Annotated in this window: 18 protein-coding genes; 16 read left to right on the plus strand and 2 right to left on the minus strand. The window is 53.4% G+C overall.

Going from position 1 to position 22,081, the window contains the following annotated elements; all coding sequences use genetic code 11:
• Positions 1-270: 270 nt before the first annotated feature.
• The 10 genes from recJ (at position 271) to SELR_RS04930 (ending at position 11,900) form a co-directional block, all read left to right on the plus strand.
• Positions 271-2,241 (plus strand): single-stranded-DNA-specific exonuclease RecJ, encoded by a 1,971-nt coding sequence (gene recJ, locus SELR_RS04885; RefSeq protein WP_014424092.1) that lies wholly within the window; start codon positions 271-273, stop codon positions 2,239-2,241.
• 27 nt (positions 2,242-2,268) lie between these two features.
• Positions 2,269-4,488 (plus strand): RelA/SpoT family protein, encoded by a 2,220-nt coding sequence (locus tag SELR_RS04890; protein WP_014424093.1) that lies wholly within the window; start codon positions 2,269-2,271, stop codon positions 4,486-4,488.
• A 100-nt stretch (positions 4,489-4,588) separates the two neighbouring features.
• A complete protein-coding gene (locus SELR_RS04895; RefSeq protein ID WP_014424094.1) occupies positions 4,589-5,041 on the plus strand; it encodes a Fur family transcriptional regulator in 453 nt (150 codons plus the stop codon).
• Positions 5,038-6,555: a coproporphyrinogen dehydrogenase HemZ gene (hemZ, locus tag SELR_RS04900; RefSeq protein WP_041914270.1), complete on the plus strand. Its 1,518-nt coding sequence runs from the start codon at positions 5,038-5,040 to the stop codon at positions 6,553-6,555. Before SELR_RS04895 ends, hemZ begins: the two co-directional genes overlap by 4 nt.
• Before the next feature lie 14 nt (positions 6,556-6,569).
• Positions 6,570-7,835, plus strand: a complete 1,266-nt coding sequence (gene hisS / locus SELR_RS04905) for a histidine--tRNA ligase (protein ID WP_014424096.1) — start codon at positions 6,570-6,572, stop codon at positions 7,833-7,835.
• Positions 7,835-9,646 carry an aspartate--tRNA ligase gene (gene aspS / locus SELR_RS04910; protein WP_014424097.1) on the plus strand — a complete coding sequence of 604 codons (1,812 nt, stop codon included), beginning with the start codon at positions 7,835-7,837 and terminating at the stop codon, positions 9,644-9,646. The genes hisS and aspS overlap by 1 nt, the downstream gene beginning before the upstream one ends.
• 191 nt (positions 9,647-9,837) lie before the next feature.
• A complete protein-coding gene (infC, locus tag SELR_RS04915; protein ID WP_041914271.1) occupies positions 9,838-10,389 on the plus strand; it encodes a translation initiation factor IF-3 in 552 nt (183 codons plus the stop codon).
• A gap of 40 nt (positions 10,390-10,429) precedes the next feature.
• Positions 10,430-10,630, plus strand: coding sequence for a 50S ribosomal protein L35 (gene rpmI / locus SELR_RS04920; RefSeq protein WP_014424099.1), 201 nt, complete (start codon positions 10,430-10,432; stop codon positions 10,628-10,630).
• A 49-nt stretch (positions 10,631-10,679) separates the two neighbouring features.
• Positions 10,680-11,033 (plus strand): 50S ribosomal protein L20, encoded by a 354-nt coding sequence (rplT, locus tag SELR_RS04925; protein ID WP_014424100.1) that lies wholly within the window; start codon positions 10,680-10,682, stop codon positions 11,031-11,033.
• Between the two features lie 63 nt (positions 11,034-11,096).
• On the plus strand, positions 11,097-11,900 hold the full coding sequence (locus SELR_RS04930) for a TrmH family RNA methyltransferase (RefSeq protein ID WP_014424101.1): 804 nt from the start codon (positions 11,097-11,099) through the stop codon (positions 11,898-11,900).
• Positions 11,901-11,908: 8 nt separating this feature from the next.
• Here SELR_RS04930 and SELR_RS04935 read toward each other — a convergent pair whose 3' ends face one another.
• A complete protein-coding gene (locus SELR_RS04935; protein ID WP_014424102.1) occupies positions 11,909-12,148 on the minus strand; it encodes a hypothetical protein in 240 nt (79 codons plus the stop codon).
• A 221-nt stretch (positions 12,149-12,369) separates the two neighbouring features.
• Here SELR_RS04935 and SELR_RS04940 point away from each other — a divergent pair, with 221 nt between their 5' ends.
• Together SELR_RS04940 and SELR_RS04945 are read left to right on the plus strand one after the other, a co-directional pair.
• The gene (locus SELR_RS04940) at positions 12,370-13,764 is read left to right on the plus strand and encodes an MBOAT family O-acyltransferase (protein WP_014424103.1); all 1,395 of its coding nucleotides are present in this window, start codon (positions 12,370-12,372) and stop codon (positions 13,762-13,764) included.
• Positions 13,765-13,773: 9 nt separating this feature from the next.
• The gene (locus SELR_RS04945) at positions 13,774-15,111 is read left to right on the plus strand and encodes an alginate O-acetyltransferase AlgX-related protein (protein ID WP_014424104.1); all 1,338 of its coding nucleotides are present in this window, start codon (positions 13,774-13,776) and stop codon (positions 15,109-15,111) included.
• On the opposite strand, the gene SELR_RS04950 is transcribed toward SELR_RS04945, so the two are convergent.
• Positions 15,096-15,824, minus strand: coding sequence for a thiamine diphosphokinase (locus SELR_RS04950; RefSeq protein WP_014424105.1), 729 nt, complete (start codon positions 15,822-15,824; stop codon positions 15,096-15,098). The genes SELR_RS04945 and SELR_RS04950 overlap by 16 nt on opposite strands.
• Positions 15,825-15,916: 92 nt before the next feature.
• Here SELR_RS04950 and SELR_RS04955 point away from each other — a divergent pair, with 92 nt between their 5' ends.
• The 4 genes from SELR_RS04955 to SELR_RS04970 all read left to right on the plus strand — a co-directional run bounded on the left by SELR_RS04955 (position 15,917) and on the right by SELR_RS04970 (position 21,999).
• Positions 15,917-16,591 (plus strand): metal-dependent hydrolase, encoded by a 675-nt coding sequence (locus SELR_RS04955; RefSeq protein ID WP_014424106.1) that lies wholly within the window; start codon positions 15,917-15,919, stop codon positions 16,589-16,591.
• 2 nt (positions 16,592-16,593) lie between these two features.
• Entirely contained in the window at positions 16,594-17,541 is a 948-nt protein-coding gene (gene miaA / locus SELR_RS04960) for a tRNA (adenosine(37)-N6)-dimethylallyltransferase MiaA (RefSeq protein WP_014424107.1), read from the plus strand.
• 101 nt (positions 17,542-17,642) lie between these two features.
• The gene (locus SELR_RS04965) at positions 17,643-18,116 is read left to right on the plus strand and encodes a NanQ anomerase/TabA/YiaL family protein (protein WP_014424108.1); all 474 of its coding nucleotides are present in this window, start codon (positions 17,643-17,645) and stop codon (positions 18,114-18,116) included.
• A 103-nt stretch (positions 18,117-18,219) separates the two neighbouring features.
• The gene (locus SELR_RS04970; protein ID WP_014424109.1) at positions 18,220-21,999 is read left to right on the plus strand and encodes a phosphoribosylformylglycinamidine synthase; all 3,780 of its coding nucleotides are present in this window, start codon (positions 18,220-18,222) and stop codon (positions 21,997-21,999) included.
• The last annotated feature ends 82 nt before the right edge of the window (positions 22,000-22,081 follow it).

Below are 22,081 nucleotides of genomic sequence, written 5' to 3' on the forward strand. Positions count from 1 at the left end.
GTTTTGATGATTCCGCTGCAGTTGTGGATGTATTAAAATCGTTCGCGCGCATGAATGCGGCAGCAAAAGAGGTGCGGGAAGAGGGCAGCGTTGGCGAAAGCTGGAAGCAGGCTGCTGAATAAGAAAAACGGTAGATTTTGAGTTTTAGATTAAAACCACCTGTTCAATTCGATGGGTGGTTTTATTTTGGGCAAAAATTCTCCCAAGAGTGCTCGTTGGTATTTACGCCGCAACTAAAATGAGATAAGATATTACACAGGAGTGTAAAGTATGTTAAAAGAATGGAAATTAAGTGCCGCTGCTCCTGAGGCAGCGGCTTTTGCAAAAGAGTTGGGCGTGACGAAGAGCCTGGCAAATATCTTATGGAATCGCGGCATTTGTACCAAGGAGGCGGCAGAGGTTTTTCTGCAGCCGGAGAAGCAACCGTTTTATGATCCTCTTTTGATGAAGGATATGGACAGGGCTGTAGATCGGATCATCGAGGCTATCGACGGCGAGGAGAAAATCGTGGTCTATGGCGACTATGATGTGGACGGCATGACGGCCACGACGCTGTTGGTGCATAATCTCAAGGCGCTGGGGGCAAATGTCGGTTTCTATATTCCGCATCGTGAAAAGGAAGGCTATGGCTTCAATCTGCCTGCTTTGCAAAGCATTGCTGAGGACGGGGCGAAGTTATTGGTATCTGTAGACTGTGGCATCGCTTCTGTGGATGATGTGGCGGCGATGGCAGGCAGACTGGACATCATCGTGACGGATCATCATCTGCCGGGGGAGAACTTGCCGCCGGCATTAGCAGTGGTCAATCCCCATCGTGAAGACTGTCCTTATCCGGATAAAGACCTGGCGGGCGTAGGCGTGGCTTTCAAGCTCTGTCAGGCGTTATGGCAGGAAATGCACGGACAAAGCTACGAACAGGATTTGGAAATCGTGGCTTTGGGCACGGTGGCGGATATCGTGCCACTTCTGGGGGAGAACCGTAAGATTGTGGCAGCGGGGCTAAAGCGCATGCGCAAGTCCTCCTTTGCGGGGATGCGGGCGCTGGTAGATGTATCCGATATCCGGGATGAAGAGCTCAATACCGGCCATGTGGGCTTCCGGCTGGCGCCCCGGCTCAATGCCGCTGGGCGCATCGGTTCGGCGCGCAAGGGTGTGGAGCTGCTGTTGACAAAGGATGAAGCTGAGGCGGAGTCCCTGGCCATGGAGCTGGATATGCTCAACAGCCAGCGGCAGACCATCGAGCAGGAGATTCTGGCCAAGGCAGAAGCAGAGCTCAAGGGCGAGGATGTGAACAATCTGCCCGCCATCGTGGTGGCCGGGGAGAATTGGAATCCCGGGGTTATCGGCATCGTGGCCTCCCGCCTCGTGGACAAGTATTACAAGCCCACCATCGTATTCAGCAAACAGGAAGATGGGATTTGCAAGGGTTCCTGCCGCAGCATTGACGGCCTGCATATGTATGAGGCTTTGAAGGCCTGCAAGGATCATATTTTGCAGTTCGGCGGCCATTCTCAGGCGGCAGGATTATCCGTGGCGGAAAGCGAATTACAAGCCTTTAAGGAAGCTTTTGCGGCGACAGCGGAGGCCACGTTGACAGCTGATGATTATGTGCCCAAGGTCAAGGTGGAGATGGAGCTGGCGCCGGAGGAGATTACCTTTGAGCTGATTGATGAGCTGGCAAAACTGGAGCCCTTTGGCATGAAGAATCCCAAGCCATTATTCGGCGTGCGGGAGATTCGGGGGACGGCACCCCAGGTCATCGGCAAGGAAGGTCAGCATCTGCGCTTTCAGGTGGGCAGTACCAAGGCTCCGGTGACGGCGCTGTTTTGGAACCGCAGCGATTATGCGGGCATCATCAACAGTGAAGCCATCGATATGGTCTATAGTCCTGCCGTCAATGAGTGGCAGGGGAACCGCAGCCTGCAGTGCATGGTGGACAGCATTGCTCCGGCGGATGGGGAGCGTGTTTTCCCGGAGCGGGAGCAGCTGGTGAATATCTATAAATTTCTCTATCAGATCCAGCAGCAGGAGGATTATATTCCGTATACAGCCGAGGAACTCACCGTGGATTTCTGCAAGCGGGGGCCGCATATTTCCCTCTATACCATGAGTCTGGGCCTGCGGATTTTCCAGGAGCTCAGCCTTCTGCGCATGGATATGGATGAAAACTGCTATTATTTGCCCAAGGCCAGCGGGCGGATGGATTTGGAAAGTTCGCCGACTTACAGGCGGCATCGCTAAGGTAATTAGGGAAGGAGATGGGACATCATGAACGACAAAGACAAAGCACCAGTAACCATAGATTCCATATTGCAGGCAGTGCAGTCCTATGAGCCTAAAGCGGATGTTGCCTTGATTCGCAAGGCTTATGATTTGGCTGTGGAAGCCCATAAGGGGCAGGTCCGGGTTTCCGGGGAGGAGTATATCATCCATCCCCTGCATGTGGCGGAAATCCTTACGGAACTGCATATTGACGATGTGACCATCAGTGCAGCGCTGCTGCATGATGTGGTGGAAGATACCCTCTACACGAAAGAACAGATTGAGGAAATGTTCGGGGAAGAAGTGGCCATGATCGTGGATGGCGTCACGAAGCTGGGCCGCATCAAGTATAAATCCAAAGAGGAAGTCCAGCTGGAAAACTACCGCAAGATGTTCCTGGCCATGGCCAAGGATATCCGGGTAATCATGGTGAAGCTGGCAGACCGCCTGCATAATATGCGCACCCTCAAATACATGCGGGAGGACAAGCAGAAGCGCATTGCCAAGGAAACCATTGAGATCTATGCGCCGCTGGCCAACCGTCTGGGTATTTCCAATATCAAATGGGAGCTGGAAGACCTCTGCCTGCGCTATCTGGAGCCGGAAAAATACTATGATTTAGTGGAAAATGTCAAGCAGAAGCGCAAGGAGCGGCAGGCCTTCATCGATACGGCCATCGAGCAGATTGAGACGAAGATCGGCGAGGCCGGCATCAAAGCGGAAATCAAGGGCCGCGCCAAGCATTTTTACAGCATCTACAAGAAGATGCTGCGGGATAAGAAGGATATCAGCGAGATCTACGACCTTTCCGCAATCCGCGTATTGGTGGAATCTGTGCGGGACTGCTATGGCGTGCTCGGCGTAATCCATGCTATGTGGAAGCCGATTCCGGGCCGCTTCAAGGATTATATCGCCATGCCGAAATCCAATGGCTATCAGTCCCTGCATACCACGGTGATGACGCGCGGTTATCCGTTGGAAATCCAGATCCGCACCTTCCATATGCATGAGGTATCGGAATTCGGTGTAGCGGCGCACTGGAAGTACAAGGAAAATGGCAAAGGCTCCACGGCGGGCGGTGCCATGGATCAGAAGATGAACTGGCTGCGGCAGATGGTAAGCCTGCAGCAGGAACTCAGCGATCCCAAGGAATACTTTGAAGCCCTCAAGGTGGATATTTTCTCGGATGAGGTGTTCGTGTTTACGCCGAAAGGCGATGTGGTGGATCTGCCCAAGGGCTCCATTCCCATCGACTTTGCCTACCGCATCCATACGGAGGTGGGGCATCACTGTGTCGGTGCCAAGGTCAATGGCAAGTTGGTGCCGTTGGAGCACAAGCTCAAGAATGGCGATATCGTGTCCATCATCACCAACAAGGCCAACAACGGCCCTTCCCGGGACTGGCTCAATATCGTAGCTTCCTCGGAAACCCGCAGCAAGATCCGCTCCTGGTTCAAGAAGGAACGCCGGGAGGAAAATATCGAGCGGGGCATGGAACTCATTCGCGAGGAGGCCAAGCGGCTGGGCTATGCGCCTAAGGAACTCTTGAAGGATGGCCGGCTGCTGGAGGTGGCCAAGAAGCTCAATATCCTGAGCGAAGATGATCTGCTGGCGGCTGTGGGCTATGGCGGCATCACGGTGCATGGCATATTGACGCGCTTGGTGGAATTCCATAAGGAAGAAATCAAGGAAAAGACGCCGCTGGATGTGAGCCAGATGCTTTCGGCCCTCAAGCGTCCTGCCAATAATCGCAAGAGCAAATCCAGCCATGGCGTGTTGGTGGAAGGGGAGAGCGGCTTGATGGTGCGTCTTGCCCGCTGCTGCAATCCGATTCCGGGCGATCCCATCACCGGCTATGTGACGAGGGGACGTGGCGTGTCGGTGCATCGCACGGACTGTCCCAATGTCCTGATGGATACGGATATCTCCCGCATGATTGAAGTCAGCTGGGATGTGGGCCTCGACAAGCAGTACAAGGTGGAACTGGAAATCGTCTGCAATGACCGCAGCGGTATTCTGGCCAGTGTGCTGGCTGTGCCCACGGAAATGAAGATCAACATTCACAGCATCAACGCCAATCCCAATCGCAGTACCAAGACTTCGACTATCCTGCTGGGGTTGGATGTGAACAGCTCCACCCAGGTCAAGCAGATCATCACCCGTTTGCGAAGAGTGAAAGATGTCTACAGCGTGGTGAGAAAAATGGGCAGCAATACAAATATGTAGTTTGTCATGGGACTGATTATCTGTTATAATAGTTTTATTTGATTTAGCATGTGTGTTATAAGACGGAGAACACGTTATCGATATAGAAGGGGTTGGTTTTATGGCACAGACATTTACAATGGATGATTTGAAGCAGCGTTTGCAGGCGCGTCAGCATAAGATGACGCCGCAGCGGCAGACGGTGCTGCAGGTATTTTTGGACCATCCGGGCGAACATCTTTCGGCAGAGGATGTGCATGGTATCCTGCGGCAGGATAAATCAGAAATTGGTCTGGCTACAGTTTATCGCAGCTTGGAGCTGCTGTCGGAATTGGAAATTTTGCAGAAGATGGAATTCGGGGATGGTTGCAGCCGTTATGAGGTGAACACCACAGATCCATCGGAGCATCATCATCATCATTTGATTTGCACGACCTGTGGCAAAGTCACAGAATTTGAAGACGATCTGCTGGACGATCTGGAAGGTGATATCCAGAAGAAGATGGGCTTCCATGTGCTGAACCATCAGGTGAAATTCTTCGGTACATGCAAGGAGTGCCAAAAGGAAAATTGAAGGTAAGAACCTTTACACTGAATTCAAAAAAAGAAATCATTTCGAAAATCACCCGGGAAGTGCTGACGCTTTTCAAGGTGGAAATCGTGGGCAAAGAAGGCGCAGCTGACTTTGCCCAGTTATCCGTGGTCAATCGCCGCCTGCCGGTGGAAGGTCAGCCTCATGAAGGGGCCAGGGTGCATATAGAAACCACCTTGATGCTCTTTTGCGAGGATGGCACATTGACCAGCTATACCCGGCGGGAATGGGGCAAGGAGGATGAGCTGGAGCGGGCGGCAGTCAACCGCACCATCAAGCTTAATCTCTACCATATCTTCTGTGAGGAATTGGGCTATGGGGCTGCACCCTGGGGCATACTCCATGGCGTGCGGCCTACGAAAATCGTCCATCGCTGGATTGAATACGGTATGGACGAGGAAGGGATAGTTGCTCGGCTGATGCGGGACTTTGCCTGCAGTGAGGAGAAGGCGCGCATCATCACGCCCATGGCCTTCCGGCAGCTGCCCTTCCTCAGGACTTCGGATGAAAAGACCATCAGCATCTATGTGGGCATACCCTTTTGTATAACCCGCTGCCTCTATTGTTCCTTCCCCGCCAATGTTCTGCCGGGGGGGAAGAAGCTGGCAGAGTTTATGGCGGTACTCCGTAAGGACATCGAAGGGGCCAAGGCAGCAGTGGAGGCCCATGGGCTAAAAGTCCAGAATATCTATGTGGGCGGCGGCACGCCCACGGCTTTGCCAGATGCAGAATTTCGGACCATGCTGGGCTGGGTGTCTGAGGCCTTCTACCATGATGACTTAGTTGAGTTTACCGTGGAGGCAGGCCGTCCCGACAGCATTACGCCGGGCAAGATTGACGCCTTGCGTGACTATAAGGTCACGCGCGTCAGCGTCAATCCCCAGACCATGCAGCAGCGGACTCTGAAGGTCATCGGCCGCCAGCATACGCCGGAGGCCGTGGTGGATATGTACCATGCCCTGCGGAAAGCAGGCATCCCGGAAATCAATATGGATCTGATTCTGGGCCTGCCTGGCGAGACGGCAGCAGATGTGGATGACACGCTGGCCAAGGTCACGGCGTTGGCGCCTGATGATATCACCCTGCATGCGCTGGCCTTGAAGCGTGGTTCAAGGCTCAAGCTGATTATGGAAGAGCGCCATGTGGATCTGCCCGGAGCCGAGGAAACCCGCAAGATGGCAGAGGTGGCCATGAATTACATGGAGCGCTTCGGCTATAAGCCTTATTATCTCTATCGTCAGGGCTATATGGCGGGGGATTTGGAAAATATCGGCTGCTGCCGCAAAGGTGCCGAGGGCATGTATAACATCCAGATCATGGAGGAACATCAGACCATTATCGGCATCGGCGGCGCCGCCACCAGCAAGGTGGTTGATTTCAAGAACAAGCGCATGAAGTCGTCCTTCAATGCCAAGGACTTGGTGACGTATCTGCGCGATATTGATATTTATATCGAAAAACGGCGGGCGCTTCTTGACGAAGCCTGCCAAGCTTAGGGGGAGTAAGACGAATGTTAACCAATGCCCCAAGAGGGACAAAGGATATATTGCCCGATACCGTCGGACAATGGACCTATGTGGAAGAAAAAATCCGTGACCTGTGTGCCCGCTACGGCTACAAGGAAATCCGTACGCCCATGTTCGAGCATACGGAACTGTTCCATCGCGGCATCGGCGAAGGCACCGACGTGGTGGACAAGGAAATGTACACCTTCACCGACCGTGGCGACCGCAGCATCACGCTGCGTCCGGAAAACACGGCTTCGGCAGTGCGTGCGTACCTGCAGAACAAGCTCTATGGCGACAACAGCCTGACGAAGCTGTTCTACATCGGCTCCATGTTCCGCTACGACCGGCCCCAGGCCGGCCGCATGCGCGAATTCCATCAGTTCGGCGTGGAGGCTCTGGGTGAGTCCAATCCGGCGGTGGATGCCGAAATCATCATGCTGGCCATGGATCTCTTAGGCGGGCTCGGTCTTAAAGACCTGAAACTGTCCCTGAACTCCGTGGGCTGCCCGAAATGCCGTCCTGTTTATCGCAAAGTCTTGCAGGACTACTTCCGGGATAAGCTAGATGACCTCTGTGAGGACTGTCAGGACCGCTTTGAGCGCAGCCCGCTGCGTATCCTCGACTGCAAGGCCGATGCGGATAAGCCCTATATGGCCGATGCACCGAAGATCACGGACTGCCTCTGCGAGGAATGCCAGGAGCATTTCCACAAGGTGCAGCATTTCCTGAGGTCAGCCGGCGTGGAATTCGAACTGGATGCTCGTCTGGTGCGCGGCCTTGACTATTACACCAAGACCGCCTTTGAAATCAAATACCCGCCCCTTGGTGCCCAGAGTGCCGTGGCTGGCGGCGGCCGCTATGATGGCCTCATCGAGGAAATCGGCGGCAATCCGACGCCGGCGGTTGGTTTTGCCACGGGGCTGGAGCGTGTCCTTTTGGCTTTGGAGAAACAGAATCTCCTGCCGGAAATGGACACGAAGACCGATGCCTTTGTGGTGGCTTTGGGCGAAGAAGCCCAGGGCGCTGCCTTCAAGCTCTTGACGCAGCTGCGTCAGGCAGGACTCAAGGCCAGCATGGATTATGCCGGTCGGAGCATGAAGGCCCAGATGAAGCAGGCAAATAAGGCTAATGCCCGTTTTGCTTTAATCATCGGTGAAGATGAAGTCAAAGAAGCATGCGTGCAGCTCAAGGATATGGAAAAGAGCGAGCAGCAGAAGGTTTCTTTTGATAATATTATTGAAAAGCTATGTGCTGAGGTGAAAGGTTAATGGAAACATTACAAGGTATGAAGCGCGACCATCATTGTGGCGAGCTTCGTAAGGCAGACGAAGGACAGCAGGTTGTCCTCTGCGGCTGGGTAGCCCGCCGCCGTGACCACGGTGGTCTGATTTTCGTGGATATGCGTGACCGTTCCGGTTTCGTGCAGGTGGTCTTTGACGAGGCTTCCATGGCGGAAGGTACGTTCCACAAGGCAGAGTCCCTGCGCAACGAGTTCTGCATCGCGGTACGCGGTGCTGTGCGCGCCCGCAGCGAAGAAACGGTGAACAGCAACATCGAGACCGGCGAAATCGAAGTGGTCTGCGAAGAGCTGCGCATCCTGAACAAGGCTAACACGCCTCCCTTCTACATTCAGGACGGGGTGGATGTTGACGAGAAGATCCGTCTGAAATACCGTTATCTGGACCTGCGCCGTCCGGAAATGCAGAAGAACATCATTCTGCGCCATCGCGTGACGAAAATCATGCGTGATTACTTCGACCGCAATGGCTTCCTGGAAATCGAGACGCCGATGCTCTGCAAGAGCACCCCGGAAGGCGCTCGCGACTTCCTGGTGCCCAGCCGCGTGAACCCGGGCGAGTTCTACGCTCTGCCCCAGTCCCCGCAGATCTTCAAGCAGATCCTGCAGGTAGCCGGCTTCGAGAAATACTTCCAGATCGTACGCTGCTTCCGCGACGAAGACCTGCGTGCTGACCGTCAGCCGGAATTCACCCAGCTGGATATCGAAATGTCCTTCAAGGATCAGGACGAAATCCTGACCATCATGGAAGAGATGATCAAGGAACTCTTTGAAAAATCCATCGGTGCCAAGGTGGAAACGCCGTTCGAGCGCATGGATTGGGATACGGCTATGGACAAGTACGGTTCCGACAAGCCGGATCTGCGTTTCGATATGCCTCTCATGGACATCTCCGAATACGTCAAGGGTTCTGACTTCAAGGTGTTCAATGCCGTTATCGAAAACGGCGGCATGGTCAAGTGCATCAAGGTGGACGGCTATGCTGACATTCCCCGCCGCCGTCTGGATGAACTGGTCAAGTTCGTGCAGATTTACGGTGCTAAGGGCCTGGCTTGGATCCAGTACAGCGAAGAAGGCATCAAGAGCCCCTTCAAGAAGTTCTACACCGATGAAACCTTCGCCAAGATTGCCGAAGCTACGGGCGCCAAGACCGGCGACCTGCTGCTGGTTGTGGCTGACAAGCGCCTCGTTGTGGACACGGCTCTGGGCCAGCTCCGCCTCGAGATGGGCAAGGAACGCGGCCTCATCGATCCCGACAAGCTTCGCTTCCTCTGGGTTGTTGACTTCCCGATGTACGAATGGAGCGACGAAGAGAAGCGCTGGAAAGCCATGCACCATCCGTTCACGGCTCCCCGTGATGAGGATATCGAATTCCTGGGCACTGACCCGGGCCGAGTAAAGGCTAACGCTTACGACATGGTTCTGAACGGTGTCGAAATCGGCGGCGGTTCCTTGCGTATCTACAACGCAGAACTGCAGGAAAAGGTATTCGAATCCTTGGGCCTCACTTATGAAGAAGCCCATGAGAAGTTCGGCTTCATGATGGATGCCTTCCAGTATGGCACGCCTCCTCATGGCGGCCTGGCCTTCGGTCTTGACCGTCTGGTCATGATCATGGCTAAGCGTTCTTCCATCCGCGACGTCATCGCCTTCCCGAAGAACCAGAGCGCCCGTGACGTGATGTCCAACGCTCCGTCTGAGGTTGAGGACAAGCAACTCCGCGAACTGTCCATCCGCACGGCGGTGAAGAAAAAAGAAAATAAGCAGGAAGAAAATGCTTAAAAATATTTGACATGGTGGCTGATTCGTGTTAAACTAATCAAGTCGTGAACAAGAAGAAGCCACCGCTTCTCACCTGCTGACGGTTTTGATAGGTCAGTTGGGTTTATAGCATTGAGTTTATTGAGGTGGCTTTGTGCCGCCTCTTTCTTGTTTTATAAGAGACGTAGACTTTAAGCAGGAGGTGTTTTACTATTAGCAGAGAATCCTTACGCATCAATGAGGAAATTCGCATTCGTGAAGTGCGCGTGACCAGCGCCGAAGGCGAACAGCTCGGTATCATGGCTACCCGCGATGCCCTGCGCATGGCCGAGGAACAGCATCTTGACCTCGTGGAGATTGCCCCGAAGGCCAAACCGCCGGTTTGTCGCATCATGGATTTCGGTAAGTACCGCTATGAACAGCAGAAGCGGGAAAAAGAAGCGAAGAAGAAGCAGAAGGTCATCAACATCAAAGAAGTGAAGCTTCGCCCGAATATCGAACAACACGATTTTGACGTCAAGTTGAAGAATGCACTTCGTTTCGTAGAGGAAGGGAACAAAGTCAAAGTGACGATCATGTTCCGCGGCCGTGAGCTCTCTCATCCGGAACTGGGCAAAGAAGTCCTGGGCCGTGTGGCAGAAGCGTTGGGCGACCGTGTTTCCATTGAACGCAATGCCAAACTTGAAGGAAAAAATATGACGATGATCGTTGCGCCCAAAGCGCAGAAAGCATCGAAGCCCAAACAGCCTGCACAGGAATCCTGATTCGGGAATTTTGAGAGGCTAATTTAAGGAGGAAAATGTAATGCCAAAGATCAAGACTCGCAGAGCAGCAGCTAAACGCTTTACCATGACTGGTAGCGGTGAAAACTTCAAACGTAACAAGGCTTTCAAGAGCCACATCCTGGAGAAGAAGTCTCCGAAGCGTAAACGTAACCTGCGTAAAGCCGCTATGGTTACTGCCGCTGATTTCGGCCGCGTAAAGAGAATGCTCCCTTACGCATAATTCAATCGTAATTTTATCGTTCATTTTGATTTTTTAGGAGGATGAAACCATGCCAAGAGTAAAAGTAGGCGTGACTGCACATAGACGTCATAAGAAAATCCTGAAGCTCGCTAAGGGTTACAAAGGTTCCAAGAGCAAACAGTTCAAGAAAGCTAACGAGACCGTAATGAAGGCTCTCTACTACGCTCGTCGTGACCGTCGTGCGAAGAAGGGCAACTTCCGTCGTCTCTGGATTGCTCGTATCAACGCTGCTGCACGTGTGAACGGCATTTCCTACAGCCGTCTCGTTTGCGGCCTGACCAAGGCTGGCGTTGAAGTAAACCGCAAGATGCTGGCTGACCTGGCCATCTCTGATGAAAAGGCTTTCGCTCAGCTCGTTGCTGTTGCTAAAGAAAACCTCTAATTTCATAGCTGGTTTATTTAAGCCGTCCCTGCGGGGGCGGCTTTTTTGACAGGAGGAAAGAGGATGGAATATATTGACAGCCCCGCCAATAAGAAGGTCAAATTGGCGGCGGCGTTAAAGCAGCGCAAGCAGCGGGAAAAGACCGGGCTCTTCGTGGCCGAGGGCATAAGGCTCTGCGAAATGGCGGCAGAATCTGACTGGTCAATTTCCTATGGTTTGTTGACCGGTCAATTGACCAGTCAGCCGCGGGGCAGGGATTTGACGGAAAAGCTTTCTGCCAGGGGTGTGCCCCTTTACGAAGTGCCGGAACATATCTTTGCCAAGGCCGCAGGCACGGATACGCCGCAAGGTATCCTGCTTGTCATGGAGTCAAAAAATCCCTCTCTGCCTTCACAGAAAGCAGGGAGGGAAAAGCCACTCTATGTCGTTATGGACGGTGTACAGGATCCGGGAAACGCGGGAACCATCATCCGTACCGCTGATGCCGTGGGGGCTGATGGCGTGATCATGCTCAAGGGGTCCGTGGATGCCTTCGCCGACAAAGTGGTGCGTTCCACCATGGGCAGCATCTTCCATGTGCCGGTTTATGCAGGCATCAGTGCCGCAGAATTGCAGGCTTTTGTCCAGGCGCAGGATTTGCAGCTTTTGGCCACGGCATTGGACGAAAATGCCAAACCACATTTCCAGCAGGATTTTACCCGGGGCACGGCAGTGGTGCTGGGCAATGAGGGCAATGGCGTGTCGGCAGAAGTGCTGGCTATGGCCCAGAAGACCTATATCCCCATGTATGGCCAGGCCGAATCACTGAATGTGGCCATGTCAGCGGCCATCGTGCTCTACGAGGCCCTGCGCCAGCGGCGGTTCTGAGTTACGGCTCACTCGTAAACCAATATGCCCAGCAGGCTCAGAGTCAGGATGATGCCGCCAATGATAGCCACATATTTGCCGATGGTCTTGGCTTCAATCCTGGCCCTGGCAAGCGGCATGGAGGTGATGGGGTGTATGGGCGTAAAGAAGGGCAGTTCCCGCGGGTCTTTCACGGAAACGATGATCAGTGCGGACAGCAGCAGTGATGCCCCAAAGATGGCCATCAGGATAAAGGCAGGTTCTTCCATAAGTTCAAGTCCTTTCTATATTATTTCGATAAAAGATACATTCTGCATTTTGCAGGCATATCCCTGCAAAATCTGTTACCTTCTTTGTGAGGCTGGTGAGTAAAGCATATGTTACTCACCGGCCTTTATTTATAAATAAAAAAGAAGGAATTTTATGACATTTATAGAAATTAAAAAGACATAGCTGATTATTCTGACATCATAACATGGAGGGGATTGCCTTGGTCTTTTCATCCAATCTGTTCTTGTTCATGTTTTTGCCCTTGACGCTGCTGCTTTACTACAACCCCTTCTGTACGGGCAGAAAGTTCCGCAATGTGCTGCTGCTTCTGGTCAGTCTTGTTTTCTATGCCTGGGGAGAACCGTTCTTTGTCTGGCTGATGGTGCTTTCAATCCTCTGCGGTTGGCAGGTGGGGCTCAGGCTTGAAGGGGAGAGGCAGGCAGGGCGGCGCAGGTTGTGGCTGTTCTTGGGGGCAGCATTCCATTTGGGGATGCTGTTTGTTTTCAAGTATCTGACCTTTGCGGCCCAGCAGCTGGGGATTTTGCTGCAGGAGGATTTTTCTGCCATCCAGTTGGCCTTGCCCATTGGGATTTCCTTCTTTACCTTCCAGCTGCTTTCTTATCTGCTTGATGTTTATTATGGGAAGGCACCGGCTCAGCGGAATGTCCTGAATTTGGGGCTCTACATTGCCCTGTTTCCGCAACTCATCGCCGGGCCGATTGTACGCTATGCAGATATTGAGCAGGAAATCCTGCATCGTCAGGAGACGCGGCAGGATTTCACGGATGGCATGATCCGCTTCAGCTATGGTCTGGCCAAGAAGGTATTGCTGGCCAATTATATGGCGGTCATCGCCATGAACACCCGGCTCATGGCAGCACAGGAACCGCTGTCCGTGACTGCGGCCTGGCTCGGAGCCATTGCCTATACGCTTCAGATTTATTTCGATTTTTCCGGGTACTCGGATATGGCCATAGGGCTGGGGCAGATGTTCGGCTTTCACTTTCGGGAGAACTTCAATTATCCCTATATCTCCCGCAGCGTGACGGAATTTTGGCGGCGCTGGCATATCTCCCTGTCATCCTGGTTCCGGGATTACGTTTATATTCCCTTGGGGGGGAACCGTTGCAGCCGGGGCCGCCTGGTACTGAATCTCTTCATAGTCTGGTCGTTGACGGGCTTTTGGCATGGCGCGAACTGGACGTTCCTGCTTTGGGGGCTGATCTATTTTGTCCTGCTGGTTCTGGAGAAGTTCACCGGCTTTGCAGAGAGGCTGGGGCTTTTCGGCCATGTTTACACCCTGCTGGCGGTCATCATGGCCTGGGTGGTGTTCCAGTTCCCCGACTTGGGACAAAGCGTTTCCTATCTGGGCATGATGTGGGGAGTGGCGGGAAATCCTCTGTTCGATGGGATGGCTGCGCATTTCCTCATGAGCGGCTGGCTGGTCTGGCTTATGGGACTGGTGTTTTCTTTGCCGCTATATCCCTGGGTGGCAAAGAATTGGCGCCTTTGGCAGCCCGTGGCTGAGCCTTGTATAGCGGCGGCCCTGTTCCTGCTTTCCGTTATCGCCACCGTGGCGGGAAATTACAATCCGTTCATTTACTTCAATTTCTGAGGTACAGTTATGAGCATGCGTGATTATATGATGCGTTTTTGCGCAGGTATTCTGGTGTTGGCGTTTGTTATGATTCTTGTCCGCTGGTTCACCGTGGTGGTGCTGATTGAGGGCTGCCAATGGGATAATGGGCTGACGCGGTTGGTCATTTGGGATAACTGGCGCCTGACGGAGCAGATTCATCCGCGGGAAAAGGAGATGGATTGGGCTGCCCGCTATCCCTTTGCAGCACCAGAACCGGAGAAGAATCTGCTGGAACAGGTGCGCTGGCAGGAAAATGAATTGCGGGAGGAACAGGCCAGATTCTCCCGGTGGAGCGAAAGTCACTTTCCCGGTTATACGAGACTGGTGGAGCTGGGCAGGCGTTATGACCGGCTCATTGGCTGGGACATAACGCCGCTGACACCTGGCAGTGTGCATGTGTTGGCCGATGGCTGGCTGTTCTATCCTACACTGAATTTCGATATTCAGGAATATATCGAGGAAACGGCCTCCTTCGCTGATTTCTGTGAGGAACAGGGCGCAAAGTTCCTGTTCGTGCCGAATCCACCAGCCGTGGACGAAAAAAAGGATGGTGAAATCATCGGGCGGCTGGATTTTGGCTTGCAAAAAAAAGAGGCAATGCTCCGGGGCCTGCAAGGGCGGGGTATTGCGACGCTTGATTTATATCCGCTCATGCAGCGGAATTTTCCGGGGACACCGTACCATCAACTGTTCTTCCGGACGGATCATCATTGGCTGCCCACAACAGGCTTATGGGCGTCCCGGCAGATTGCGCAGTGGCTGGAAACAGAAGGCGGCCTTTCCCTGCAGGATAGTCTTCTGCTTCAGGCGAATTATCGGCAGGAGATTTATCCGGCATATTTCCTGGGAAGCCAGGGGAAGCGGAGAACCATGGTTCTGGCGCAGCCGGATGATTTCTGTCTTCTTTATCCGCAGTTTCCCACCAGCTTGCATTATGAGATACCGGGACTGGGCATCGACACGCATGGGGATTTTTCCGTTACCTATGACCTGCACGAGGTGGAGCGGCAGGATTTTTATGGCTCCAATCCCTATGCGGCTTACAATCATGCGGATTGCTCCCTTATCCGCATCGAGAATTTTGCCCCGGAGGTTCCTGATGTGAAAATCCTCGTGGTAAAGGACTCCTTCGCCAACAGTGTGGCGCCGTTTCTCGCCCTGACGGTTAAATATATGGATATCATCGATCCCCGCTGGTTCAAGGGCAGTATCCGCAGCTATGTGGAGAAGACCAAGCCTGATTTCGTGTTGCTCATCCACACCATTGAACTGGACTATCCGCTAGAACGCGATTCCCATCAGGATGACTATGATTTGCGGTGATAGGGAAGGGGTGCCGGCCAGTGGCAGTAGATGCCCAAAATGCCCTGCCGCACTTTACAGGTCAAGGTTGACTGGTCAGCTGATAGTTCATTGCTGATGGCATTGGGCATTGACTGGTCAAGGTTGGCATTATTCAGCGGCCAGCGGACGTTATCAAGGCATACTCCATGGCATGTTGCGGTGACAGGCAGCAGGGAAATGGCCAAGGGGCGCTGGGTAAAGGACAGGGTAATGGATTCGTTGTCTTTTACAAAACACAGGAATTCCTGTTCGTCCACTAATACGCAGGGCGTAGGCTGATGCGCACAGGAATACATCAGGCTGTACAGATGGTCAAGGCGGCCCCCGAAGGCACCGGTTATGAGAATGATCGGTGCCTTTGCCATTTTCTGCAGGGCCAGCTGGGTGTCGGTGTAATCCTTGGCCGCGGGAAATTCCTCCATGGGCACGCCCAGGGATTTACCCCATTGCCAGGTGGCAGGAGCAGCGCTGTCACCGTCGCCCAGGATATAGTCAGGCCGCAGCTGGTTCTTTTTGCAGGTGTCCAGTCCGTGATCTGCGGCGTAGATCTTTGCCATGGGCGGCAGGCTGGAGAACCAGCTGTCCGCAGGCGGACGTCCGCCGGTAAGCAGCAGCCAGGGATGGCCTTGATATGCAGTGCCCTGCAGGGTAAGCTGGGGCAGAGTCAGTTTGTCATTTGCAGATAGAGTCATAAACATTACCCCTGATTTATGTTATAATGATATCCATAGCATAACATGAAGTTTGTTGACAGGCAAATTGTGTACAGGAAGGAGTAGCTGCGATGGTTAAGTTTACGTATTATGGTCATGCTTGTTTTTTGTTGGATGATGGCAAGTACAAGGTGCTTTGCGATCCATTTTTGACAGGAAATCCCAAGGCCACGGTCAAGGCTGAGGAAGTGGACGCGGATTTTATCCTGATTACCCATGCCCATGGTGATCATCTGGGGGATGCACCGGAGATTGCTGCCCGCACAGGAGCTGGTCTGGTGGGGATACCAGAGGTCCTGGGCGTATGTGAGGAGCGCGTGCCGGGGCTCAAGCAGCATCCTATGAATCTGGGTGGCTCATTGAATCTGCCCTTTGGTAAGGTGCGCATGACATTGGCACAGCACAGCAGCGGTGTGCCCGGCGGCATTGCCTGCGGCTATGTCATCTATATGGGCGGTTTGAAGATTTACTTTGCCGGCGATACGGCATTGTTCTCGGACATGCAGCTGATCGGCAAGAAGGATGATCTGGATTACGCCATTTTGCCTGTGGGGGATAATTACACCATGGGCCTTGAGGACGCGGCTATGGCGGCCCAGCTCTTGAATGCCCGCCATGTGATTCCCGTCCATTACAATACCTGGCCCATCATCAATCAGGATGTGCGCCATTACAAGGAGATTACAGAAGCCATGACCCGGGCAGAGGTTCATATCGTAGAACCCGGGGCTGCGCTGGAAATGTGAAGATGCAGGAAAAAGAAAGATTAATCGTTATTTTAGGGCCCACGGCGGTGGGCAAGACGGACTTGTCCATCGAGCTGGCCAAAGAACTGGATACGGAGATCATTTCCGGGGATTCCATGCTCTTCTACAAGGGCTTTGATATTGGCTCTGCCAAGCCCACGGTGGCAGAACGGCAGGGCATTGTCCATCATCTTGTGGATAACCTGGAACCCTGGGAGAATTTCAATGTGACGGATTTTGTGCGGGAAGCGCAAAGTCTGATCACAAAGCTGAACCAGCAGGGGGAAATTCCCATTATTGCCGGCGGCACGGGGCTTTATATCAAAGCTTTATTGGAAGGCTATGAGTTTAATGAGACGGCTGACCACAGCGACTTCCGGCAGGAAATGACAGCTCTGGCGGAAGAAAAAGGCAAGGAGTATGTCCATGACCTGCTGACAGCAGCGGATCCTCAGGCAGCGGCCGAAATCCATGCCAATAACTTGCGGCGGGTGATTCGTGCGCTGGAGGTGGCCCGTTTTGGCGGTGAGCAGATTTCCCGACAGAAGGAATATGGCGAAGGTGAGCTTTGCTATGATGTCTATGTGGCTGGGCTGAACCGCGAGCGGCAGGGGCTTTACGCGCGCATCAATCAGCGGGTGGAGCTGATGTTTGCGGCTGGTCTGGAAACAGAAGTACGTCAGCTTTTGGCTGGCGGCGTTACCCGGGATATGCAGGCCATGCAGGGCATTGGCTACAAGGAAACCGCTGCCTGGCTGAACGGGGAAATGACGAAGGAAGAGGCGGTGGACCTGATCCAGAAAAGCACCCGTCACTTTGCCAAACGTCAGCTGACTTGGTACCGGAAGATGCCCTATATCCATTGGTATATGGCCGATGAAATGTCAGCTGAAAAGCTTTTGGACAGTGTTACGGCAGATGTCCGGCATTACTTTGCACCAGAAAAATGACAATTTCTCTGGCTTTGTGTACTTGTCAAATACAGGCGTTTTAGGTAAAATGGTTATGGAAGATTTGTGAATCACTATGTGAGCAGGGAGTGGGTTAGGAAATGATTATCGGCAGCATGGATACGCTGGATGAAAATCATGTGGATTATCCGGCGATTATTCAAAAGGCGCTGGCGTTTTTGCGTGAGCATGATTTCACCAAGATGGAGGATGGCAAGTATCCCATTGAGGGCGACAAGTGCTTTGCCAATCTGCAGCGTTACAATACCCGTCCGGAAGCTGATTGCAAGCCGGAGACTCACAGGAAATTCGTGGATATCCAGTTTATGGTTGACGGTGAAGAGTTTATGGGCTGGTGCCCGTTGAGCCCGGATCTGGAGGAAGACGCTCCCTATGATGAGGAGCGGGATGTGACATTCTATAAGGCATTGATTCCCGATAGCAGCATTGTGCTCTCGCCGGGGTGTTTTGCCGTGCTCTATCCCGAGGATGTGCATCGTCCGCAGGCTTCTGTAGGCGAGGAATCCTGCCGGGTAACCAAAGTGGTCGTGAAAGTGGCCATTGACAGTTTGTGATATACAGGCATAGGGACACTGTTTTTAGGTGTCTCTATGCCTGTTTGTCTATATAAAGCTTTATGTACTTATTCTATTTATTGTCTGGAGGAAAAGAAAGTTCATGACTGTTAGAAGAATTTTCGTAGAAAAACGACAGGGATATTTTGATATTCCCGCCCAGCAGCTGTGCGATGACCTCAGGGAAACCTTCCGCCTCGACGAGCTGAAGGCCGTGCGCATCATCAAGCGTTACGACATTGAGGGCCTCAGCGATGAGGAATATGCTGCCGTGAAAAATGTTGTTTTCTCCGAACCGCCGGTGGATGTTGTCTATGAGGAAAAGCTGCCTAAGTTCACCAATTCCCGAGTATTTGCTGTGGAATTTTTGCCGGGGCAGTATGATCAGACAGCGGATTCGGCCGCGCAGTGCGTGCAGCTGATTACCCAGAAAGAACGCCCGGAAATCCGGGTGGCCAAGGTTATCGTCATCGTAGGTGATATCGATCTGGAAACCTTTGCCAAAATCAAGGAGTATTGCATCAATAAGGTGGAGAGCCGGGAAGCAAGCCTTGCCAAACCGGAAACGCTGGTAAGTGAATACGAAGAACCTGCTGATGTTGAAGTGCTGGAAACCTTCAACGATCTGGATGCCGAAGGTTTGCAGGACTTTTGGCGTCAGCATGGTTTTGCCATGAGCCTTGCCGATATGGCTTTCTGTCAGATCTACTTCCGGGATACGGAAAAGCGTCCGCCGACGATCACCGAACTTCGCGTCATTGATACTTACTGGTCCGACCATTGCCGCCATACCACCTTCACTACGGCGGTGGATGATGTGCAGATCGATGAAGGTTACTATAGCCCGAGCCTGTCCAAGGCTTATGCAAAATACATGAACTATCGCGACATGCTCTACATCGGTGAAGAGCGCGATGTGACGCTGATGGATATTGCCGTTATCGGCATGAAGGCACTGCGCCGTCAGGGCAAGCTGGAGGATCTCGACAAGTCCGAGGAGATCAACGCCTGCAGCATCGTGGTAGAAGCCGATATTGACGGCAAGCCCGAGGAATGGCTCGTGATGTTCAAGAATGAAACCCACAACCATCCCACGGAAATCGAACCCTTCGGTGGTGCAGCAACCTGCCTGGGCGGTGCCATCCGCGATCCTCTGTCCGGCCGTTCCTATGTCTATCAGGCCATGCGCGTAACCGGTGCTGCTGATCCCCGCCGCCTGCTCAAAGACACCCTGCCGGGCAAGCTGCCCCAGAAGAAGATCACCCTGGGCGCTGCAGCCGGCTACTCTGCTTACGGCAACCAGATCGGTCTGGCTACCGGACAGGTACGGGAAGTCTACCATGAAGGCTATATGGCCAAGCGCATGGAAATCGGTGCGGTTATCGCGGCTGCCCCCAAGGAAAACGTCGTGCGTGAACGTCCGCTGGCTGGCGATATCGTCGTGCTGGTAGGCGGCCGTACCGGCCGTGATGGCTGCGGCGGTGCTACGGGTTCCTCCAAGGAGCATACGGAAGAATCCCTGACCTCCTGCGGTGCAGAGGTACAGAAGGGCAACCCGCCCACGGAACGCAAGATTCAGCGTCTGTTCCGCAACCCGGAAGTCAGCCGCATGATCAAGCGCTGCAATGACTTCGGTGCCGGCGGTGTGGCTGTAGCTATCGGCGAATTGGCACCGGGGCTGACCATCAACCTCGATGCGGTCAAGAAAAAGTATAAGGGCCTTGATGGCACGGAACTGGCCATCTCCGAATCCCAGGAACGCATGGCCGTGGTCATCCGTCCGGAGCATCTGGAACGCTTTGCCAAGCTGGCTGATGCTGAGAATCTGGAAGCAACCAAGGTGGCTGAAATCACTCAGGAGCCGCGTCTGATCATGAAATGGCGGGGTAAGGCCATCGTGCAGATGGACCGCAAGTTCCTCGACACCAACGGTGTGCGCCAGCATGTGAAGGCCAGAATCACCTGCCCGGATGAAAAGCAGCGTTACCTGCGGGAGATTCCCCAGGCACTGCAGGACGATAAAGCTGATCTGGAACAGCTCTGGCTCAAGAATCTGCAGGACCTCAATGTCTGCAGTCAGAAGGGCCTGGCCGAGCGCTTTGACTCCACCATCGGCGGCAATACGGTACTGATGCCCTTCGGCGGCAAGCGTCAGCTGACGCCGGCAGAGGGCATGGTGGCCAAACTGCCCGTAGAGGGCGCAGAAACCAATACGGCTACGGCTATGACCTTTGGTCTCAACCCCGCTTTGACGGAATGGAGTCCCTTCCATGGCGCTCTCTATGCTGTCGTTGAAGCGGCGGCCAAGATGGTTGCCTTGGGCGGCCGGGCTGACAAGATTCGCCTGACCTTCCAGGAATACTTCGAGAGCCTGGGCAAGGACGAAGTCAAATGGGGCAAGCCCTTTGCGGCTCTCTTAGGTGCTCTCTGGGCGCAGCATGAACTGGAGATCCCGGCCATCGGCGGCAAGGACTCCATGTCCGGCACCTTCGAAGACATCCATGTGCCGCCAACGCTGGCTGCTTTTGCCGTGGATGTGCTCAAGGCTGACGATGCCGTATCGCCGGAATTCAAATATCCCGGCAACAAGGTATTTCTGGTCCCCGCACCGAAAGATGCACAGGATCTGCCGAACTTCCCCAAGATGCGTGCCAATTGGTCCATGGTTACGGACCTTATGGAAAAACATCGCGTCTTTGCCGCTCAGAGCATCGGCGTAGGCGGTATCGCGGCGGCTGTGTCCAAGATGGTGTTGGGCAATGGTGTAGGCTTCAAGTTCACCAAGTCCATGAGCAAGAGCAAACTCTTCACGCCGGATTACGGCGCATTGCTGCTGGAAGTACCGGCTTCGGAAAAACTGGCAGAAGTCCTGCAGCAGGCCGGCTGTCAGGAAATCGGTGAAACCACTGATGGCCCCAGCGTGGTCTGCGATGATACGGTTGTCATGCTGGCCGACATCGAAACGGCTTATACCAAACCGCTGGAGAAGATCTTCCCGACGCAGGTTAAGCAGTACAGCAAGGAAAAAGCCGGTGATATGACCTATACCAAGGGCAATGTCATCAAGAATCAGATCAAGATTGCCAAGCCGAAGGTATTCATTCCTGTATTCCCTGGCACGAACTGCGAATACGATTCCGCCCGGGCCTGGGAAAGAGCCGGTGCCGAAGCGGAGACGCTGGTGGTGCGCAATCTCACGCCGCACGCGGTTGAGGAATCTGTAGAAGCCATCGTCAAAGGGATCAAGGATGCCAATATCATCATGCTGCCCGGCGGCTTCAGCGGCGGTGACGAACCGGATGGTTCCGGCAAGTTCATTGCGGCCATGTTCCGCAACCCCCGCATCAAGGAAGAAGTCCACAAACTGCTGTTCAAACGCGATGGATTGATGCTCGGTATCTGTAATGGTTTCCAGGCATTGATCAAACTGGGACTTGTTCCATACGGAGAAATTCGTGATTTGGTAGACAGTTCGCCAACTTTGACGTATAATAATATAGGTCGGCATGTTTCCTGCATGGTCAAGACCAAAGTGGTATCCAACCTCTCCCCATGGTTCAACAATGTCAATGTGGGAGATATCCATACCATTGCGGTTTCCCATGGTGAAGGACGCTTTGTTGCCGATAAGGAAGTCCTGGCAAACATGCGGGTGCGCGGTCAGATTGCCACCCAGTATGTGGACGAGCAGGGGAATCCGTCGCTGTTCATTCCCTATAATCCCAATGGTTCCGTCAGTGCCGTAGAGGGTATCACGAGCCCCGATGGCCGTGTCCTGGGCAAGATGGGGCATTCCGAGCGTATCGGACAGGACATTGCCCGCAATGTGCCGGGTGAGAAAGACCAGCAGCTCTTTGAGGCTGGCGTAGCTTATTACAGCTAAGATCCAAGATTCAATAATAATATAACAGGTGTGCGGTCGGTCTATTTATAGCTGACCGCATTTACCTATTGATAGGAGGTAT

The organism is Selenomonas ruminantium subsp. lactilytica TAM6421 (assembly GCF_000284095.1).
GTDB lineage: Bacteria > Bacillota > Negativicutes > Selenomonadales > Selenomonadaceae > Selenomonas_A > Selenomonas_A lactilytica.